This window comes from Thauera linaloolentis 47Lol = DSM 12138, from assembly GCF_000310205.1.
GTDB classification, from domain to species: Bacteria; Pseudomonadota; Gammaproteobacteria; order Burkholderiales; family Rhodocyclaceae; genus Thauera; species Thauera linaloolentis.
Window position 1 is genome coordinate 1 of sequence record NZ_AMXE01000043.1, and the last position, 18,959, is coordinate 18,959.

The following is an 18,959-nucleotide window of genomic DNA, read 5'->3' on the forward strand; positions in this document are numbered from 1 at the left end:
CGGGCGCGCGCGCCGGCGCCCGCCCGCTGCGCCGGCCGGCGAGGACGCGGCGCGCGCCGAACCCGCAACGATGAACTGACGCCATGGCAACGATGAAACGCGAAGCGATCCGGGAATTCTTCCGCCGCCTGCACGACGCCAACCCCCAGCCGCAGACCGAGCTGGAATACGCCTCGCCCTATCAACTGCTGGTGGCCGTGGTGCTGTCCGCACAGGCCACCGACCGCGGCGTCAACATCGCCACGCGCAAGCTGTTCGCCGACGCGCCGACGCCCGAGGCGATGGTGTCGCTGGGCGAAACCGGCATCACCGAACACATCAAGACCATCGGCCTGTTCCGCAACAAGGCCAAGAACACGCTGGCGCTGTCGCGCCTGCTGCTCGAGCGCCACGGCGGCGAAGTCCCGGCCGATCGCGTCGCGCTCGAGGCCCTGCCCGGCGTCGGCCGCAAGACCGCCAACGTCGTGCTCAACACCGTGTTCCGCCAGCCGGTGATGGCGGTCGATACCCACATCTTCCGCCTCTCCAACCGCACCGGGCTCGCGCCCGGCAAGGACGTCGTGGAGGTGGAAAAGGCCCTGATGCGGCGCGTGCCCGAGGACTACCTGCTCGACGCCCACCACTGGCTGATCCTGCACGGCCGCTACGTCTGCACCGCGCGCAGCCCCAAGTGCGGGCAGTGCATCGTGCGCGACCTGTGCCTGTTCCGCGACAAGACCGCCTGAGCGGGCCGCGCGACACCGGAGAACCGACACCGCCGATCCCCACTCGAACCCACCGCATCCCCCGACTGACACGACCCGTTCCCAGCCGGAACGCCCTCCCTGGAGCCCCCATGTTCAACCCCAGCCGCGACCAGGTCCGCAGCTTCTTCATCGAGGCCTGGCGCAAGCACCGCGCGCGCGAAGTGCTGACGCCGATGGAAACCATCGCCGCCGACCTCATCGGCCACCACCCCGAATACCACCCCATCGTCGAGGACCCGGACGCCATCGGCCGCGACTTCACCCCCGAGGACGGCGGCATCAACCCCTTCCTCCACCTGTCGCTGCACCTGGCGATCGAGGAGCAGTTGTCCATCGACCAGCCACCGGGCATCCGCGCCGCGTTCGAAGCGGCCTGTGCCCACCGCGGCAACCGCCACGACGCCATGCACGATGCGCTGGAATGCCTCGGCGAGGCCCTGTTCGACGCCCAGCGCAGCGGCACCCAGCCCGACGGCCTGGCCTACGTCGCCAGCCTGAAGAAGAAGGCCGGCATCGGCTGAGGCCGGAGGCGGCGCGGCGGAACCGAAGCAGCGGGCGCGTCGGCGTTCAGCTTCGCTTCAGCCACGCGCGGCGATACTGCACGCGTCCCCTCCGGACACATCCCCGACCAAGGAGTCCATCATGCACACACGCCAAGCCCCCATCCCGCCGTCCCGCATCCGCCAGGCCATCGCCGCCGCCGTCACCAGCCTCGCCATCGCCACGCTGGCCGCCACCGGCCTGCAGCCCGCCGCCGCCCACGCCTCGGACGACCGCGCCCGCGCGAGCGAAGTCCGCCAGTTGCGCGAAAGCGGCAAGATCCTGCCGATGGAAGACATCCTCACCCGCAGCCGCGCCGCGCAGCCGGGCCAGGTCGTCGAAGTCGAGCTCGACCGAGAACGCGGCAGCTACGTCTACGAGGTCAAGATCATCGACACCAACGACCGCGTACACAAGCTCGACATCGACGCCGCCAGCGGCGAAGTCCTGCGCCGCGAAACCAAGTAAGCCATGCGCCTGCTCGTCGTCGAAGACGATGCCGACCTGGGCGAACGCCTGCGCGTCCGGCTCGAACACGCAGGCTACGCCGTCGATGTCGCCGACAACGGCATCGACGGCGCCCACCTCGGCGCCACCGAACCCTACGATGCGGCGGTGCTCGACCTGGGCCTGCCCGGCAAGCCCGGCCTCGCCGTGCTGCGCGAATGGCGCGCCGCCGGTAGCCGCCTGCCGGTGCTGATCCTCACCGCCCGCAACGGCTGGGCCGAACGTGTGGAGGGCCTGCAGGCCGGCGCCGACGACTATCTGGGCAAGCCCTTCCACATCGAGGAACTGCTCGCCCGCTTGCAGGCCCTGCTGCGCCGCAGCGCGTCGATGCCGGCGCTGGAGCTGCGCAGCGGCCCCTGGCGGCTCGACGAGGCGCGCCAATGCCTGTGCGGCGACGACGGCGGCGAACAGGCGCTGACCGCCACCGAGTTTCGCCTGCTGCGCTATTTCATGCGCCACCCGCAAGAGCTGCTGTCCAAGACGCGGCTGTACGAGCACGTGTATGGCTACGACGCCGAACACGACAGCAACGTCATCGAGGTCTACGTGCGCCGCCTGCGCAGCCTGCTCGGCGCCGCCTGCATCGAAACGCGGCGCGGCCAGGGCTACGTGTTCATTCCTTGAGCGCCCTCCGGCCGCGGCCGGATGCAGGCCGCTCCGTCTGCACCGATTTCCAGCGCATGCGCATGAAAGCGCTCCAGGCCCGCCCGGTGGCCGACACTGACGACCGACGCCCCGGGCAGGCGCCGGATGAGAGCTTCGTACAGGCGGCTTTCGTTGCGGGCATCCAGCGACGCGGTGGATTCATCCAGGAACACCCAGTCGGGCTTGTGCAGGAACAGGCGCGCGAAGGCCAGGCGCTGCTGCTCGCCGGGCGACAGGCGCCCGGCCCAGTCGTCGCACACCTCCAGCTCTGCGGCCAGTCCGCCCAGGCCGGCAGCGTCCAGCACCTCCAGGCATTCGCCGACGCCGAACCACTGCTCGTCGCTCGGATAGCACAGGCAGGCGCGCAGCGAACCCACCGGCAGATAGCTCCGCTGCGGCAGGAACATCGCCCTGCCCGGCGGCATCGCGATCTCGCCGCTGCCGTGCGGCCACAATCCGGCCAGCGCGCGCAGCAGGGTGCTCTTGCCTGCACCGGAATGCCCGCGGACCAGCCAGCGCTCGCCGGGGCGCAGTTCCAGGTCGCCGATGCACGCCAGCGGCGTGCCGTCGGGCCGCTGTAGCGTCAGCGCGCTCACCCGCAGCACGCCGGGCCGCATGCCGCGCACCCGGGCGATGCCGCCTTCTTCGCGCCGCGCCATCGCCGCCTCGAACTCCAGCAGGCGCTGGAACACCGAGCGCAACAGGGCCAGATCCTTGTAGGCGAAGATGAACCACGACAAGGCGCCGCGCACGCGCGAGAAGGACAGCGTCAGCTGCTGCACCGCTCCCAGCGTGATCTCCCCGGCAAAGTAGCGCGGGCCGATGATCAGCAGCGGCAGGAAGGCGCCGATCTCGATGTAGCTCTCGTGGAACAGCGTGATGCGCTTGGTGTAGTCCATGATGCGCCGCCAGTTTTCCCGCACGGCCAGGAAGGCCGCGCGCAGGCGCACGCTCTCGGCTCGGCCGCCGGAGTAGAACGCGATCTGCTCGGCGTTCTCGCGCACCCGCATCATCAGGTAGCGGAAATGCGCCTCGCAGCGCTGCTGGTGGTAATCCACGCGCACCAGCGGATGGCCGATCCTCTCCAGCAGCAGCGAGCCGGACAGCGCGTACAGCACCGCGACCCACAGCATGTAGCCGGGAATCTCGATGCCGACCCCGCCCAGGGCGAAGGACAGGCTGCCCGACAGGCTCCAGACGATGACCGAGTACGAGAACAGCTTGACCAGGCTGTCGAGCATGCCCAGCGACAGGCGCAGACTGTCGCTCGCCATGATCTGCAGATCCTCGCCGATGCGCTGGTCGGGGTTGTCCACGCCTCCGCCGCGCGCGATGCGGTAGTAGGCCTCGCCGTCCAGCCAGCGGCCGACGAACACCTCCGTCAGCCATGCCCGCCAGCGCATTTCCAGCGCCTGGAAGAACCAGATGCGCGCGGTGTCGAACACGCTGCTGAAGCAGATGATCACCAGGAACACCCACATCAGCTGCCAGAACGCATTCACGTCATGGGCGGCCAGGGCATCCCAGTAATCCCGCTGCCAGTAATTGACGCGCACCGCGACATAGGTGCGCAGCAGATCGGTGCCGATGACCAGCGCAAGCAGCGCCCGCGCCCGCCAGCGGTCTTCCGACACCCAGTACGGCCTGAGCAGGCGCCACACCGCAGCGGCGCGCTGGCGCAGCGGCAGGCCCCCGGGGCGGGCCGGCTGCCGCGCCAGCGGGGAAGCCTCCCCCGGCAGCACGGTTTCAGTACTGGGCACGCAGCGTCAGCGCGAAATTGCGCGGCTCGCCGTAGGAATTGTAGGTATTGAGGCCCCCCAGGCGAGTGTAATAGCTCTTGTCGAACAGGTTGTTGGCGTTCAGGGCCAGCGTCAGGTGCTTGTCGATGCGGTAGGACAGCAGCGCATTGGCCACGGTGTAGCCGCCCTGCCTGCGCACGGCCCAGGTACCGCTGCCGGCCGTGGTCTCGCTCAGGTAGCTGGCGCCCAGGCCGATGCTGAAGCCGGCCAGCGGCCCGCTGTCGAAGCGGCGCACGCCCCACAGCTTGAGCATGTGCTTCGGCTCCCAGGTGGTGAGCGGCAGGCCCTGGTTGTTGCGGTCCTTCAGGTACCGGGTGTCGAGCCGGGTATAGCCGGCCGAGACGTCCCAGCCCGGCGCCGGGCTGCCTGCCACCTCGGCCTCCCAGCCCTTGCTTTCGACCTTGCCCGCGTTGAGGTAGAAGCCGGGATTGTCCGGGATATCCTCGTAAGCGCGGTTTTCGTCGCGCAGCTTGAACAGCGTGAGCGCGGCATTCAGCTTGCCGTCGAAGAACTCGCCCTTGGCGCCGATCTCGTACTGCTTGCCGACGCGCGGGTCCAGCGTTCCGCCGCCGGACTTGTTCTGGCTCTGCGGAATGAAGATGTCGCTGTAACTGGCATACAGGGAGACCTGCGGGTTCAGGTCGAACACCACGCCGGCGTAGGGCGTGACCTCGCCGTCGGTCTTGTTGGCGCTGGTCGCCCAGGCCGTCGGCGTGGCCGGCGCCACGCTGCGCGAACGCACGCGGAAATCGCTCACCCGCGCACCGATCGAAACCGTCAGCGGATCGGCAAGGCTGAGCCTGAGCTGCCCGTAATAGCCGCTCTGGCGGGTCTCCGTTTCGGCGCCGAGGGTGTAAGGCAGGTCGAACTCCGGCACCAGATCGTGGCGCCCGAACGGCACCCCCGCCACCGCCGGCGCGTTCACCCCGTCGTAGGCCGACAACAGGCTGTCGCGGTTGTAGCCGAACAAGGCCCGGTGCTCGCGGCCGAACAGGCGGAACGGGCCGGAGAGAAAGACATCGACCGCGTCGCGCGTGTAATTGTAGTCGCGCACCCGGCGACCGTAATTCACGGTATGGGCGACCGGGTCGACGCCGGTGGTCGGGTAGCTGTCCTTGAAGTAGAAGTCCTGGTCGCGCCGGCTCAGCTTGACCGTGGCGCTCCAGCCGCTGTCGAAGCGGCGCGTCAGATCGGCCTGGAAATCCTTGGTGTTCCACTCGTAGCGGTTCCAGTCCGGGTAGGGATTGGTGGAACGGGAGGCCTTGAGCAGGCCGCCGCTGGCCCAGGCCGGCAGGCCCATGTACGGCGCATCGGTCTCGTCGTCCTGGAGCGTCGCGGCCAGCGACAACGTGGTGGCCGGGGTGATGTCCCAGTCGAGCGTGGCGTAGCCGACGAATTTGCGCGTGTCGGTGCGATCGTAGAAGTATTCCCGGTCGGTGGCCGAGAACACCGCCCGCGCCCGCACCGAGCCGTCCTCGTTGAGCGGGCCGGTGATGTCCGCCTGGAGACCGTAGTTGTTCCACGAGCCGGCCGACAGGCTGCCCGACGCCGCGAACGCCTTCTGCGCCCGCTTGCGCACCAGGTTGACCACGCCGCCGGGTTCGCCTGTCCCCAAGAAGACGCCGGCCGGGCCGCGCAGCACCTCGACCCGCTCATACACCGCCAGGTCCAGCTGCTGGTAGCCGGACAGCGCATTGTAGGAAGGGATGCCGTCATGGGTGATGCCCAGGGAATGGCCGCGCGAGCGGTACTGGCTCTGGGTCGTGTCGTTGGAAACCACGGTCACGCCGGTGACCTGGTTGAGCGCGTCGGCCACCGTGCCCAGGTTCTGGTCCTCGATCCGCTGCCGGGTGATCACCGACACCGACTGCGGGATTTCCCGCAGGGTCGCCGGCTCCTTGCCGCCGACCGCGGCCTTGCTCACGTAGCGCCCTTCCTCCGGGCTCGTCACCACGACCGCTTCGAGGCGGGTATCCGCCGGTGGGGGCTCCGCCCGGGCCGCGGCGGAAAACAGGGTGGAAACCGCAAGCGCCAGCACGGCGGGGCGGGGCGCGACACGCGCGCGGTCGAATCCGATTACTCGCTTCATCAAGCCATGACCTCATTCATCGTGTTCAGGCGGACGCTCGCCCCGGCGGGGCGCAACGCATCCGTGGAACGGGCGGCGGGGAACATCCGGGGCGCACCGGCCGGACGCGGGAACGCGCCGGGCCGACGACACCCGCCGACAGATCAATCGAAGGAGAAACCCATGCCCTGGCTGTTTCCGAACGGCATGGCGCCGGCCGGAACGAGAAGGCGTGCGCGCAAGCGTGGGCGTGGCGCAGCGCAAAGACGGGGTGGCCTTGCCGCCACGCGGGCGGAACAGGCTCAGGGCGGGGTCAGGCCGGCAAGGGAGGCGCGCGGGGCTGAAGCGGCGCCCACGGATTCAGCGAATACGGCGCTTCGACCGGATACAGCGCGTGGACATCGGGCTCGCGGGCAGCGAACGGCCCGCCCTGCAGCACCACGGGAGGCAGGCCGAAGGCGCCGGCATGCGGGCAGCAGTAGGCGCAGGCTTCGAGCAGACCCGCCGTGCCGCCGTCCTCGCCTGCGCCGTCGATGGACATCTGGATCATGCCCTCGGCGGTACAGACTTCCATCCACGCGGCGTCCATGTTCCCGCCCGCAAGCAGCGCCCTGCCGAAGGTCGGCATCAGCGCACCGAGCAGCACCGCGAAAATGGCGATGCGCGCGGCAAGACGGAGTCGAATGGCCTTGCGGAACATGGAATGGGCGAGCCAGTGAGAAACCCGGGCGGACGAAAACCTCGGACGCGGCAGGATCATACGCCCGGCTTGCGGCATACCGCCCCTCCCCTGCGACAGGCTGACGCACGTCCCGCCACGGCCAGGATGGCCGGCCCCCTGGCGCCCGCCCTCGCCGAGGCCCCCCCGAAGGCGCGCACAGCCCCGGCTGCGCGCGCGGCGATGCATGCGCTAGCATAAGCAAGCCAACATTTCATCGTTCCGCCCCTTGCGCCGGCAACGGATAATACGAACGCATTCAGGCTTCCGCCCCGCAAGGGCAGGGCCCCGTCCGTGCGCCCCGCCCGCACTCGCCAGGAGACTCGTCCATGCCCCAGCATGCTGCACCGCCCCGCCGTTCGCCCTTCCTCCCGCGCCTGCTGCTCGGCGCCGCGCTGGCCGGCGCCCTGCTGCCCGCCTGGGCCGCCGATCTGCGCATCGGCCTGTCGTCCGACGTCACCTCGCTCGACCCGCATTTCGTCAACATCGCGCCGAACATCGCCTTTTCCGACCACGTCTTCGACACCCTGGTGAAATCCGACGCCAAGGGCAAACTGGTGCCGGGGCTGGCGGAAAGCTGGCGTGCGCTGTCGCCGACCACCTGGGAATTCAAGCTGCGCCAGGGCGTGGTGTTCTCCGACGGTACCCCGCTCACCGCCGAGGACGTGGTGTTCTCGCTCGACCGTCCCGCCACCATCAAGAACAGCCCCGGCCCCTTCACCAGCTACACCAACCAGATCATCAAGAAAGAGGCCATCGACGCGCATACCGTGCACCTGCACACCGCCTCGGCCTACGGCCCGCTGCCGCTGGACCTGATCTCGATCTACGTGGTGTCGAAGAAGGCCGCCGAAAACGCCGCCACCGAGGACTTTAACAGCGGCAAGGCGCTGATCGGCACCGGCCCGTTCAAGTTCGCCGCCTTCCGCAAGGGCGAGCGCATCGAGGTCACGCGCAACGAGCGCTACTGGGGCAAGCGCCCGGAGTGGGACAAGGTCACCTTCCGCATCCTCGCCTCCGGCGCGCCGCGCCTGTCCGCGCTGCTGGCCGGCGACGTGGACGTGATCGAGAACGTGCCCGCCGCCGATCTCGCCCGCCTCAAGACCAACCCCCAGGTCACGCTCGCCCAGCACACCACCTGGCGCACGCTGTTCTGGCAGCTCGACCAGTTCCGCGACCAGAGCCCCTTCATCACCGACCACGCCGGCAAGCCGCTGGCCAAGAACCCGCTCAAGGATCTGCGCGTGCGCCAGGCCATCTCCAAGGCCATCAACCGCCAGGCGCTGGTGGACCGCACGCTGGAAGGGCTGGCCGTGCCGGCCTCCAACATCAACGCGCCGGGCATCTTCGGCTACAACGACGCCATCCCGATGGACACCTACGACCCCGCGGGCGCCAGGAAGCTGCTCGCCAAAGCGGGCTATCCGGACGGCTTCTCGCTCACCATCCACGGCACCAACAACCGCTACATCAACGACGAGCAGGTGGTGCAGACGGTGGCGCAGTTCCTCAACCGCATCGGCATCAAGACCAAGGTGGACACCCAGCCGGTGGCCACCTACTTCGGCAAGGCGCGCGCGCACGAGTACAGCTTCGCCCTGCTCGGCTGGGGTTCGCTGGCGGCGGACTTCACGCTGCGTGCCATCGCCGGCACGCCCGACCCGGACACCGGCTGGGGCACCTGGAACTGGGGCAAGTACAGCAACCCGAAAGTCGACGAACTGGTTTCCCGCGCGCTGGCGGCGGTCGAACCGGCCGAACGCGAGCGCTTTGCACGCGACGCGGCCGGCGCGGCGCTGGCCGACCTGGCGGTGATCCCCTCTCACCACCAGCTCGCCACCTGGGGGCTGCGCAAGGGCTTCGCCTACGACGGCCGCATCGACGAGTTCACCTTTGCGCACGAAATCCGCAGTGCGCGTTGAGGAAGGCCGCAGCGGAGCTGCCGCATGACCCTGTTCCTGCTGCGCCGCCTGCTGCAGGCCGCGCAGGTGCTGTTCGTCATGTCACTGCTGGTGTTCGTCGGCGTCTACGCCATCGGCAACCCGCTCGACATGCTGGTCGATCCGCAGGCCACCGCAGCCGACACCGCCCGCGTGGCTGCGGCGCTGGGGCTCGACCAGCCGTTGTGGGTGCAGTACTGGCGCTTTCTCGCCAACGCGCTGCAAGGCGACCTGGGCATTTCCTTCCTGCACGGCACGCCGGCGCTGCATCTGATCGTGCAGCGCCTGCCGGCGACGCTGGAACTGGCCGTCAGCGCGCTGCTGATCGCGGTGCTGCTCGGCATCCCGCTCGGCCTGTGGGCCGGGCTGCGGCCGGACAGCTTCGGCGGGCGCACGGTCATGGCGGGCTCGATCCTGGGGTTTTCGCTGCCCACCTTCTGGGTCGGGCTGATGCTGATCATGCTGTTCTCGGTGCACCTGGGCTGGCTGCCGTCGGGCGGGCGCGGGCCGACGCGCGAATTCCTTGGCCTGGAATGGTCGCTGCTCGCCCCCGGCGGCTGGCGCCATCTGCTGCTGCCCGCCGTCAACCTGGCGCTGTTCAAGCTCGCGCTGGTGATCCGCCTGACGCAGAGCGGCACGCGCGAGGCGCTGCTGCAGGACTACATGCGCTTTGCCCGCGCCAAGGGCCTGCCGGCGCGGCGCATCGTCGGCGTGCATGTGCTGAAGAACATCATGATTCCGGTGGTCACCGTGGTCGGCCTGGAATTCGGCACGCTGATCGCGTTCTCGGTCGTCACCGAATCCATCTTCGCCTGGCCCGGCATCGGCAAGCTGCTGCTGGACTCCATCACCCAGCTCGACCGCCCGGTGGTGGTCGCCTATCTGCTGCTGATCGTGTTCATCTACACGCTGATCAGCCTGGCGGTGGACCTCATCTACGCCGCGCTCGATCCGCGCGTGCGCCTCGCCGGCGGGCAGGCGGCATGAGGGCGGCGCGATGACCTCTCCCGCACTACCGACGGAAGCCTCCGGCGGCTGGCGCGCGCTGGCCCGCGCCTACGCCGGCAGTGCGCTGGCGCTCGGCGGGCTGGCGCTGTTGCTGCTGATCGTGGCGGCCGCGCTGGCCGCGCCCTGGATCGCGCCGCAGAACCCCTACGACCTGGCGACGCTGGACATCATGGATTCGCGCCTGCCGCCGGGCAGCCCCAGCGCCGACGGCACCCTGACCTACCTGCTGGGCACCGACGGCCAGGGCCGCGACATGCTGTCGGCCATCCTCCACGGCCTGCGCATCAGCGTCGCGGTCGGCTTCAGCGCCACGCTGCTGGCGCTGGCGCTGGGCATGTCGCTCGGGCTGGTGGCCGGCTATGCGGGCGGGCGCGTGGATGCCTTCGTGATGCGCGCAGTGGACATCCAGATGTCCTTCCCGGCGATCCTCACCGCGATGATCCTGCTGGCGCTGTTCGGCCAGGGCACGGACAAGATCGTCATCGCCCTGGTGGCCTCGCAATGGGCCTACTACGCGCGCACCACGCGCGGCGCGGCGCTGGTAGAGGGACGCCGGGAATACATCGAGGCGGCGCGCCTGCTGGGGCTGTCCACGCCGCGCATCCTGTTCCGCCACCTGCTGCCCAACTGTCTGCCGCCGCTCATCGTGGTGGCCGCGCTGCAGGTCGCGGCGGCCATCGCGCTGGAAGCCACGCTGTCCTTCCTCGGCCTGGGGCTGCCGGTCACCGAGCCCTCGCTGGGCCTGCTGATCGCCAACGGCTTCCAATACCTGTACTCCGGCCGCTACTGGATGAGCGTGTTCCCCGGCGTGGCCCTGTTGCTGACCATCGTCGCCCTCAACCTGGTCGCCGACCGCCTGCGCGAAATCCTCAACCCGCGCCTGCAACCGCAATGAAACCGATCGCCCCTCCCGCCCCCACCTCGCCTGCCGCGCCCACCACCACGGGCGGTGCCGAACCGCTGTTGCGCGTCGAGCACCTCAGCACCCGCTTCCGCACGCGCGGCGGCGAGGTGGCCGCGGTCGACGACCTGAGCTTCGAACTGGCCACGGGCGAAGTGCTGGGGCTGGTCGGCGAGTCCGGCTGCGGCAAATCGATGACCGGCTATTCGCTGATCGATCTCGTCGACCCGCCCGGCTACATCGCCGCCGGCTCGGTGCGCCTGCGCGGCCATGAGCTGCGCGGCCTGCCGGCGAAGGACTGGCAGGCCTTGCGCGGCGACCGTATCGCGATGATCTTCCAGGACCCGATGCTGACGCTGAACCCGGTGCTGCGCATCGACACCCAGATGGTAGAGACCGTGCTCGCGCACCGCCGCGTCGGCCGCGCCGAGGCGCTGGCGCGCGCGCTCGACACGCTCGAACGCGTCGGCATCCCGGCCGCCGCCGAGCGCCTGCGCAGCTACCCACACCAGCTCTCCGGCGGCATGCGCCAGCGCGTGGCGATCGCCATCGCGCTGCTCAACCAGCCCGACCTGATCATCGCCGACGAACCCACCACCGCACTCGACGTCACCATCCAGGCGCAGATCCTGTACGAGATGCAGACCCTGTGCCGCGAAGCCGGCACCGGGCTGATCTGGATCACCCACGACCTGTCGGTCGTGGCCGGGCTGGCCGACCGCCTCTGCGTGATGTACGCCGGCCGCATCGTCGAGCAAGGCAGCACCGCGCAAGTGCTGGAGCGCCCCGCCCACCCCTACACGCGCGGCCTGCTCGACGCCACGCCCGCCGCCGCACTGGCACGCGGCCATCGGCGCGGCGAAGCGCTGCGCCAGATTCCCGGCAGCGCACCGCCATTGGCGGCGCTGCCGGCCGGCTGTGCGTTCCGCCCCCGCTGCGCGCGCGCGGACGAACACTGTATGCAGACACCGCCGCGGGTCGAAGCAGCCCCGGGCCAGACGGTACTGTGCTGGCATCCGCTGCCGCCGGGCGCGGCGCTGCCCGGCCCCGCCGCGCATGCGGAGGCCCGCCCATGAGCCCCCCGCCGCTGCTCGCCCTGCACGGCATCCACAAGCACTTCGGTCCGCGGCCGGACTGGCTCGAACGGCTCGGCATGCGCCTCGGCTGGCTGCCGCCGCCCGCCCGCGTACGGGCCCTGGACGGCGTCGACGTGGACATCCGCGCCGGCGAAGTGCTCGGCCTGGTCGGCGAATCCGGCAGCGGCAAATCCACCCTCGGCCGCGTCGCCGCCGGCCTGCTGCGGCCAGACCAAGGCTGCCGCCTGTGGCGCGGCGAACGGATCGACGCCGGGCCGATGGCCGCGCACGGCATCCAGATGGTGTTCCAGGACCCATCCGCCTCGCTGAACCCGCGCATGCGGGTGGGCGAGCTGATCGCCGAGGCGCCGCGCACGCACGGGCTGGTCGAACGCGCCGCACAAGCGGAATACGTCGCCGGCCTGCTGCGCCAGGTCGGGCTCGACCCCGGCGCGGCGGGCCGTTTCCCGCACCAGTTCTCGGGCGGCCAGCGCGCGCGCATCGGCATCGCCCGCGCGCTGGCGGTGAAGCCCGAGCTGTTGATCTGCGACGAGCCGGTGGCCGCGCTGGACGTATCGGTGCAGGCGCAGGTGCTCAACCTGTTCGGCGAGCTGCGCGGCCGCTTCGGCCTGACCTACCTGTTCATCAGCCACGACCTGGGCGTGGTGCGACACCTGTGCGAGCGTGTCGCCATCCTATACCTGGGGCGCATCGTCGAAACCGCCCCGGCGGACGAACTGTTCACCGCGCCGGCCCATCCCTACACCCAGGCCCTGCTGGCCGACACGCCCACGCTGAAGGCCGAGAAGAAACGCTTCGTCGCCATCCGCGGCGAACTGCCCTCGCCGCTGTCGCCGCCCTCCGGCTGCCACTTCCACCCGCGCTGCCCGCACGCATTCGCCCGCTGCCGCGAGGAACGCCCGGCGCTGCGCGAAATCGCCCCCGGGCGCCGCTCGGCCTGCCACCTGCACGAAGCGGCCCGCTGAAGCCCCGCCCGCCGCAGGCTTGCAATCGGCCGGCGTATCCAGAAAAATAGTAACGATTATCGTTTTGAATTCGACCGTCCCGCCCATGTCCTCGCCGCTGGAACTGAATACCGCCGCTTCCGCGGAGCACGCCGTGGAAGCCTTGTACCGGGACCATCACCAGTGGCTGTTCGGCTGGCTGCGCCGCAAGCTGGGCTGCGCTCACCGCGCCGACGACTTCGCCCACGACACCTTCGTGCGCATCCTCTCCGCCGTCCGGCGCGGCACCGGCCCGGATCTGCGCGGCCTGCACGAACCGCGCGCCTTCCTCACCACCGCCGCCACGCGCGTCGTCATCGACCACGCGCGCCGGCAGGAAGTCGAGCGCGTCTATCTCGAAACACAGGCCGTGCTGCACACCGAACAAGCCGCCGCCCCCTCGCCGGAGCAGCTCTACGAACTGGCCGAAACCCTCACCGCCATCGCCCGCATGCTCGACGGCCTGGCGGAAAAGCCGCGCGCCGCCTTCCTGCTCTACCGCCTGGAAGGCCTGCCCCAGGGCGAAATCGCCGCGCGCCTGGGCGTCTCCACCAGCATGGTGAAGCAGTACGTGGCGCAGGCCATGGTGCATTGCTATGCCGCGCAGTACGCCGCACCGGGCGGCTGAGCCCGCGAGCGACGCCCCGCCAATGACGGATTCACCACGGCCGGCCGCAGTGCCGGACGAACCCACCCTCGCGGTCATCGAGCAGGCCACCGACTGGCACCTGCTGCTGCAATCGGGCGAGGCCACCGCCACTGACCGTGCCGCCTGCAAGGCCTGGCGCGCGCGCCACCCCTCACATGAGCTCGCCTGGCAGCGCATGCAGGCGTTGTGGCAGCAGTTCGACGCCGCCGAGCCCCCCCCCGCGCAGGCCGCGCTCGACGCCGCCTGCCGCATTCAGCCCAAGCCCAAGTCCCGCCGCAGCCGCCGTGCCCTGGCGGGCGGCGCCCTGCTGCTCGCCGGGCTGGCTGGCGGCGCAAGCTTCACCCTCCCCCCGCCCGCCGTGCTGCTCGCCGACCACCGCAGCGCCACCGGCGAACGCCGTAGCATCGAACTGCCCGACCGCAGCCGCCTCGTGCTCGACTCCGACAGCGCCGTGGACCTGCGCTACGACGGCAGCCAGCGCCGCATCGTGCTGCATCGCGGCGGCGTGCTGGCCGAAGTCGCGGCGGACACGCAAGCCGCCCCGCGCCCCTTCAGTATCGAAACCCCGCAAAGCAGCGCGCGCGCCCTCGGCACCCGCTACACCGTGCGCCGCGAAGCGGACGGCAACACCATGGTGAGCGTGCTCGAATCCATCGTCGAAGCCTGCGCGCAAGCGGCCCCGCCCGCATCCGGCTGCGTGCGGCTGCATCCCGGCCAGCAGGTGCGCATCGGCGCCGACGGCCCGGGCGCGATCACCGGAATCGACGCTGCCGCCGAAGACGCCCGCATGCGCGGGCAGTTGATCGTGGACGACCTGCCCCTGTCCGAAGTGCTGCTCACGCTCGGCCGCCACCGCCCCGGCCTGCTGCGCTACGACGCCGCGGCCCTTGCCGGCATCCGTGTTTCCGGCGTCTTCCCGCTCGACGACACCGACCGCGCGCTGGACGCGCTGGCCCGCACCCTGTCGCTGCGCGTGCGCCACTACACGCCGTGGCTGGTCATCGTCGACCTGCCCGATCCCGCCTGAACGGCGGCGTTTTCACGCCGGCGCGCGCGGTCCACTGTCCCGCCGCGCGCTTCGTCCGTCATGACTGGTAAGCCCATTCACAACGGACGGAACACCATGAGCAAACCATCCCGCACCACCCCCTCCCCCACCGCCCGCCGCGTCGCGCCGCTGGCCCTGGCCGTTTCCGCAGCGCTGGCCGTGCTCCATGCCCCACCGGTATTGGCACAGGCCGGCGCCGGACAGCAGCAGGCGGCGCAGAACATCCCTCCCGGCCCGCTCACCGCCGCGCTCAACCAGTACGCCGCCGCCCATGGCCTGGTACTCACCTTCGACCCCACGCTCACCCAAGGCAAGACCACCGCCGGCCTGCAAGGCCGTCACGGCCCTGCCGAGGGCCTGACCCGGCTGCTGGCGGGCAGCGGCCTGGAAGCGGTCGCCCAACCCGGCGGCAGCTACACCTTGCGTGCGCTGCCCGTCGCGGCGCCGGCCTCGCCAACCGTACTAGGCGCGGTGCAGGTGACGGCCCAGGCGGAATACAGCGTGACCAGCGAGGGTACGGGCAGCTACGCGGCGCGGGGGGCGAGCATCCTCAAGGGGGCGCGGTCGTTGAAGGAGATTCCGCAATCCGTCACGGTGGTTACCCGCCAACGTATCGATGACCAGGCCTTGAACACCCTGGATGACGTGCTGGCCAACACCACGGGCATCACGCTGCGCAAACGTCCCGGCGGCGGGAGCGACATTTACTCGCGCGGTTTCATGACCACCACGATCCAGTACGATGGTATTCCGCTGGCGCGCGGCAGCTATTGGGGCAACACCTTTGCCGGCAGTTCGGCCTATCTCGACCGCGTCGAGGTATTGCGTGGCGCCCAGGGGCTGCTCGAAGGCGCAGGCAATCCGGCCGGCGCGATCAATGTGGTGCGCAAGCGCGGGCTGGCGGACAAGGGTTTCTCGGTCGAAGCACGTGCCGGTTCGTGGGATAACTACGGCACGCGCCTGGAAGCCGGCGGCGCCCTGGACAAGGAAGGACGGGTGCGTAGCCGCGTGGTGCTGGATTACGAAGACAGGGGTTATTTCGTCGACACCCTTGGCGACCGCAACCTGAATGCCTATGCCGCGCTGGACTTCGATTTGACACCGGAGACCACGCTGGGCGTCGGGCTGGTGCATGCTCGCCTGAAGGGAAATCGCTCGCTGTATCAGGGCATCCCCCGCTACGCCGATGGTCAGGCACTGAATGTTTCACGTTCGACGTACGTCGGGGCGGACTGGAACCATGCGGACCGCAAGGAAACGCAACTGTTCGTCGATCTGGAACATCGCTTCAGTGCGGACTGGCGGCTCAGGATCGCCGGTGCTTATGTGAAGGAAGACTGGCACTCTGTCGAATCTAACGTCAATGGAACAGTGCCCGTGGGGGGCAATACGGTACCCGGCATCGGCTACATCTATGACTATGGTGCGACCAGCGCGGGTTTCGATGCCAACCTGAGCGGGAAATTCCAGCTATTGGGCAAGGCGCATGATGTCGTTCTGGGCGCCAACTATTCCAGGCAGAAGCGGGATGATGGCTACACTCAGTGGTACCCCCACGTCACCTATGACGTCTTTGGAACGAACCATGTGCTGCCGCTGGGCTCCAGCACGCCAACCTCAACGGCCTACGCTAAGAGAACGCCTGTTCAAAAAGGCTTCTATGGCATGTTACGCAGCCATTTGACGGATGATCTAACACTCGTGCTGGGGGCGCGCGCCAGTTGGTATGAGCGCGACGACTCAACGACATACGGCTCATCGACGAGTCGCTCCAAAGCCAAGGAAAGCGGGGAAGTGACCCCTTATGCCGGCTTGGTCTATGCGCTGACGCCGCAATGGTCGGTGTACGCCAGCTACACGGACATTTTCCAACCGCAGACCGCAACCAACGCGCAGTTGCAAGTTCTGGACCCGATTGTCGGCACCAATTACGAAGTCGGCATCAAGGGCGAACTGTTCGACGGCGCCCTGAATACCTCTCTGGCAGTATTCCGTATCGATCAGGAAAACCGGGCGATCACCGATTACAACGCACCGCGCATCTGCGGTGGTTCCGGGAGCAGCTGGTGCTCCCGCGCATCGGGCGAAGTGCGCAGCGAGGGCATCGAACTGGAAGCACATGGCAATCTGGCCAGGAACTGGCAAGTCAGCGCCGGGTACACCTACAACCGCAACGAATACCTGACCGACAACGATTCGACGCTGATCGGCAAGCCGTTCGACTACACCACGCCGAAGCACATCCTGCGCCTGTGGTCGGATTACCAGTTGCCAGGCCAGTTGAGCCCATGGCGCTTCAGTGCCGGCGTGAATTACCAGAGCGCTCGCGAGACCAGCACGATCACACAGCAAGGCGGTTTCTCGATCTGGAACGCCCGCGTGGCCTACCAAATCGACCGCAATTGGTCCGCCGCCTTGAATATCAACAACGTGTTCGACAAGCGCTATTACTCGTACATGGACGATTTGTTCTACAACAGCTACTTCGGCGAGCCGCGTAATTTCTTGCTGACGCTGCGGGCAAATTTCTAACCACCCTCCCCCAAGCACGGCGTCCCTGTGGCGCCGTTTTCCTTCCACATTCGATACCGGTATTCCCCTGCGCCTGCAGCGCCATGCCCGGTCCGCCGACCAGCAGCATCCCGCAGCCAATAACCACCACGCCGCGCTGTTCGAGGCATTGCTGCCATGACCTGATGTCCGCGCATTGCCGGCAGATCGGCATGTGCCGCATAATCGCGCCTTTATCGATAATCATTCCCGTTTACGGCGATGGTGTCCCCGCCACATCGGTCGGGACGAAGGAGCGCAGCGTCATGAGTGCCGAGGAACGGGCCATTCCCTTTTCCGTCGAGTCCCTGTACACCGAGCACCACCACTGGCTGCACGGCTGGCTGCGGCGCAAACTGGGCGGCGCCGACGATGCCGCCGCCGACCTGGCGCATGACACCTTCGTGCGCGTGCTGTGCGCCCAGCGGGCCGGCTCGCTGGGCGTGCTGCACGAAGCGCGCGCCTACCTCACCACCGTGGCGCGGCGCCTGCTCATCAATCAGGCACGCCGGCAGGCGCTGGAACGCGCCTGGCTGGAAACCGTCGCGCTGCTGCCCGAGCCCGAAGCCCCCTCCGAAGAGCAGCGCGCCATGGTGCTCGAGACCCTGCAGCGGATCGACGTCATGCTCGACGGACTGCCACCCAGGGTGCGCGAGGCCTTCCTGCTGGTGCAACTCGACGGCTGCTCCCACGCCCAAGCCGCGCAGGCGCTGAAAGTCACCGAGCGCAGCATCAGGCGCTACCTCGCGCAGGCGCTCACTCAGTGCATCCTGCACGCTGACGCATGAAAGCCACCACCGCGGAAATTCGCGCCGCAGAAGAAGCCGCGCAATGGCTGCTGCGCCTGCAGAGCGGCGAAGCCGACGCGGCCGCGCTGCAGCAATGGCGCACCGCCGACCCGCAGCACGAACGTGCCTGGCAGCGCGCCGAAAGACTCATCCATTCGCTCGGCCTGGCCCGCGGCTCATCGGCGGCGGAAGCCCTGCGCCAGGCAGACCACGCCGGCCGACGGGCCTTCACCCGCCTGCTGACGGCGCTGCTGGTCGCCACGCCGGCCGCTCTGCTCACCTGGCGTCTCGCGCCGCCGCTGCCGTCCCTGTACGCCGATCAGCGCACCGCTACGGGAGAACGCCGCCAGCTTGCCCTGCCCGACGGCGGCCAGCTCTGGCTCGACAGCGGCAGCGCCGCCGACATCCGCTACGCGGACGGCCTGCGCGCCATCGTCCTGCACCGCGGCGCCTTGCAGATTCACACCGCACAGGACCCCGCCGGCCGGCCTTTTTTCGTGCATACACCCTACGGCACCGCGCAGGCGCTGGGCACCCGCTTCAGCGTGCGCCTGCACGACAACCGTGCCACCGTGGCCGTAAGCGCCGGCGCCGTCGCGCTGCGCAGCACCGGCAGCGGCGCCACGCAGCGCCTCGAAGCCGGCCAGCAGGCCGACATGGACGCCGGACGCATCGCCCCGCCCACCGCCTACCTGTCCACGCAAGACGGCTGGGCCGAAGGCGTGCTGTACGCCGAAAAAACGCCGTTGCCCGAGTTCGTCGCCGAACTGGCGCGCTACCGCCCCGGCATCCTGCGCTGCGATCCGCAGCTTGCCGGCCTCACCGTCAGCGGCGCCTTCCAGCTCAACGACACCGATGCCGCGCTGTACGCGCTCGCCGCCACGCTGCCGCTGCGCATCGAAACCCGCAGCCGCTACTGGGTCACCCTGGTGCCGCGCTGAAGCGGAAACTATTTCCGTTTCCCCTGTCCGC

17 protein-coding genes are annotated in these 18,959 nt (G+C 69.2%); 14 read left to right on the forward strand and 3 right to left on the reverse strand.

Annotated features, from left to right (window positions below):
• The first annotated feature begins 92 nt into the window (after positions 1-92).
• The 4 genes from nth to C666_RS11740 all read left to right on the forward strand — a co-directional run bounded on the left by nth (position 93) and on the right by C666_RS11740 (position 2,417).
• A complete protein-coding gene (gene nth, locus C666_RS11725) occupies positions 93-725 on the forward strand; it encodes an endonuclease III (RefSeq protein ID WP_004339001.1) in 633 nt (210 codons plus the stop codon).
• A 110-nt stretch (positions 726-835) separates the two neighbouring features.
• Positions 836-1,267 (forward strand): DUF1841 family protein, encoded by a 432-nt coding sequence (locus tag C666_RS11730; RefSeq protein ID WP_004339003.1) that lies wholly within the window; start codon positions 836-838, stop codon positions 1,265-1,267.
• A gap of 121 nt (positions 1,268-1,388) precedes the next feature.
• On the forward strand, positions 1,389-1,754 hold the full coding sequence (locus C666_RS11735; protein WP_004339005.1) for a PepSY domain-containing protein: 366 nt from the start codon (positions 1,389-1,391) through the stop codon (positions 1,752-1,754).
• A 3-nt stretch (positions 1,755-1,757) separates the two neighbouring features.
• The gene (locus tag C666_RS11740) at positions 1,758-2,417 is read left to right on the forward strand and encodes a response regulator transcription factor (protein ID WP_004339008.1); all 660 of its coding nucleotides are present in this window, start codon (positions 1,758-1,760) and stop codon (positions 2,415-2,417) included.
• On the opposite strand, the gene C666_RS11745 is transcribed toward C666_RS11740, so the two are convergent.
• From C666_RS11745 to C666_RS11755, 3 genes are all read right to left on the reverse strand, one after another.
• Complete coding sequence (locus tag C666_RS11745) at positions 2,399-4,198, reverse strand: ABC transporter ATP-binding protein/permease (RefSeq protein ID WP_245603966.1); 1,800 nt, start codon at positions 4,196-4,198, stop codon at positions 2,399-2,401. The two genes, C666_RS11740 and C666_RS11745, sit on opposite strands and share 19 nt — an antisense overlap.
• Complete coding sequence (locus tag C666_RS11750) at positions 4,185-6,326, reverse strand: TonB-dependent siderophore receptor (RefSeq protein WP_004339012.1); 2,142 nt, start codon at positions 6,324-6,326, stop codon at positions 4,185-4,187. Before C666_RS11750 ends, C666_RS11745 begins: the two co-directional genes overlap by 14 nt.
• 292 nt (positions 6,327-6,618) lie before the next feature.
• On the reverse strand, positions 6,619-7,005 hold the full coding sequence (locus C666_RS11755; RefSeq protein WP_004339014.1) for a DUF2946 domain-containing protein: 387 nt from the start codon (positions 7,003-7,005) through the stop codon (positions 6,619-6,621).
• A gap of 347 nt (positions 7,006-7,352) precedes the next feature.
• Between C666_RS11755 and C666_RS11760 the strand changes: the two genes are divergently transcribed.
• The 10 genes from C666_RS11760 to C666_RS11805 all read left to right on the forward strand — a co-directional run bounded on the left by C666_RS11760 (position 7,353) and on the right by C666_RS11805 (position 18,928).
• Positions 7,353-8,945 (forward strand): ABC transporter substrate-binding protein, encoded by a 1,593-nt coding sequence (locus tag C666_RS11760; RefSeq protein ID WP_004339015.1) that lies wholly within the window; start codon positions 7,353-7,355, stop codon positions 8,943-8,945.
• 24 nt (positions 8,946-8,969) lie between these two features.
• Positions 8,970-9,950 carry an ABC transporter permease gene (locus C666_RS11765; protein ID WP_004339016.1) on the forward strand — a complete coding sequence of 327 codons (981 nt, stop codon included), beginning with the start codon at positions 8,970-8,972 and terminating at the stop codon, positions 9,948-9,950.
• Positions 9,951-9,960: 10 nt separating this feature from the next.
• Positions 9,961-10,866, forward strand: a complete 906-nt coding sequence (locus tag C666_RS11770; protein WP_004339018.1) for an ABC transporter permease — start codon at positions 9,961-9,963, stop codon at positions 10,864-10,866.
• Complete coding sequence (locus C666_RS11775) at positions 10,863-11,948, forward strand: ABC transporter ATP-binding protein (protein WP_004339021.1); 1,086 nt, start codon at positions 10,863-10,865, stop codon at positions 11,946-11,948. The genes C666_RS11770 and C666_RS11775 overlap by 4 nt, the downstream gene beginning before the upstream one ends.
• Complete coding sequence (locus C666_RS11780; protein WP_004339025.1) at positions 11,945-12,934, forward strand: ABC transporter ATP-binding protein; 990 nt, start codon at positions 11,945-11,947, stop codon at positions 12,932-12,934. The genes C666_RS11775 and C666_RS11780 overlap by 4 nt, the downstream gene beginning before the upstream one ends.
• 85 nt (positions 12,935-13,019) lie before the next feature.
• Positions 13,020-13,580 carry a sigma-70 family RNA polymerase sigma factor gene (locus C666_RS11785; RefSeq protein ID WP_038001596.1) on the forward strand — a complete coding sequence of 187 codons (561 nt, stop codon included), beginning with the start codon at positions 13,020-13,022 and terminating at the stop codon, positions 13,578-13,580.
• A 49-nt stretch (positions 13,581-13,629) separates the two neighbouring features.
• Positions 13,630-14,628 carry a FecR family protein gene (locus C666_RS11790; protein WP_004339029.1) on the forward strand — a complete coding sequence of 333 codons (999 nt, stop codon included), beginning with the start codon at positions 13,630-13,632 and terminating at the stop codon, positions 14,626-14,628.
• A gap of 96 nt (positions 14,629-14,724) precedes the next feature.
• Positions 14,725-17,181, forward strand: coding sequence for a TonB-dependent siderophore receptor (locus C666_RS11795; RefSeq protein ID WP_004339031.1), 2,457 nt, complete (start codon positions 14,725-14,727; stop codon positions 17,179-17,181).
• 284 nt (positions 17,182-17,465) lie between these two features.
• Positions 17,466-17,987 (forward strand): sigma-70 family RNA polymerase sigma factor, encoded by a 522-nt coding sequence (locus C666_RS11800; protein WP_004339035.1) that lies wholly within the window; start codon positions 17,466-17,468, stop codon positions 17,985-17,987.
• The gene (locus tag C666_RS11805; protein WP_004339038.1) at positions 17,984-18,928 is read left to right on the forward strand and encodes a FecR domain-containing protein; all 945 of its coding nucleotides are present in this window, start codon (positions 17,984-17,986) and stop codon (positions 18,926-18,928) included. Before C666_RS11800 ends, C666_RS11805 begins: the two co-directional genes overlap by 4 nt.
• Positions 18,929-18,959: the final 31 nt, after the last annotated feature.

Excerpts from the sequence above, each read along its gene's own strand:
- nth (WP_004339001.1), top strand. The coding sequence starts at position 93 with ATGAAACGCGAAGCGATCCGGGAATTCTTCCGCCGCCTGCACGACGCC.
- C666_RS11730 (WP_004339003.1), top strand. The coding sequence starts at position 836 with ATGTTCAACCCCAGCCGCGACCAGGTCCGCAGCTTCTTCATCGAGGCC.
- C666_RS11735 (WP_004339005.1), top strand. The coding sequence starts at position 1,389 with ATGCACACACGCCAAGCCCCCATCCCGCCGTCCCGCATCCGCCAGGCC.
- C666_RS11740 (WP_004339008.1), top strand. The coding sequence starts at position 1,758 with ATGCGCCTGCTCGTCGTCGAAGACGATGCCGACCTGGGCGAACGCCTG.
- C666_RS11750 (WP_004339012.1), bottom strand. The coding sequence starts at position 6,326 with ATGAAGCGAGTAATCGGATTCGACCGCGCGCGTGTCGCGCCCCGCCCC.
- C666_RS11755 (WP_004339014.1), bottom strand. The coding sequence starts at position 7,005 with ATGTTCCGCAAGGCCATTCGACTCCGTCTTGCCGCGCGCATCGCCATT.
- C666_RS11760 (WP_004339015.1), top strand. The coding sequence starts at position 7,353 with ATGCCCCAGCATGCTGCACCGCCCCGCCGTTCGCCCTTCCTCCCGCGC.
- C666_RS11765 (WP_004339016.1), top strand. The coding sequence starts at position 8,970 with ATGACCCTGTTCCTGCTGCGCCGCCTGCTGCAGGCCGCGCAGGTGCTG.
- C666_RS11770 (WP_004339018.1), top strand. The coding sequence starts at position 9,961 with ATGACCTCTCCCGCACTACCGACGGAAGCCTCCGGCGGCTGGCGCGCG.
- C666_RS11775 (WP_004339021.1), top strand. The coding sequence starts at position 10,863 with ATGAAACCGATCGCCCCTCCCGCCCCCACCTCGCCTGCCGCGCCCACC.
- C666_RS11780 (WP_004339025.1), top strand. The coding sequence starts at position 11,945 with ATGAGCCCCCCGCCGCTGCTCGCCCTGCACGGCATCCACAAGCACTTC.
- C666_RS11785 (WP_038001596.1), top strand. The coding sequence starts at position 13,020 with ATGTCCTCGCCGCTGGAACTGAATACCGCCGCTTCCGCGGAGCACGCC.
- C666_RS11795 (WP_004339031.1), top strand. The coding sequence starts at position 14,725 with ATGAGCAAACCATCCCGCACCACCCCCTCCCCCACCGCCCGCCGCGTC.
- C666_RS11800 (WP_004339035.1), top strand. The coding sequence starts at position 17,466 with ATGAGTGCCGAGGAACGGGCCATTCCCTTTTCCGTCGAGTCCCTGTAC.
- C666_RS11805 (WP_004339038.1), top strand. The coding sequence starts at position 17,984 with ATGAAAGCCACCACCGCGGAAATTCGCGCCGCAGAAGAAGCCGCGCAA.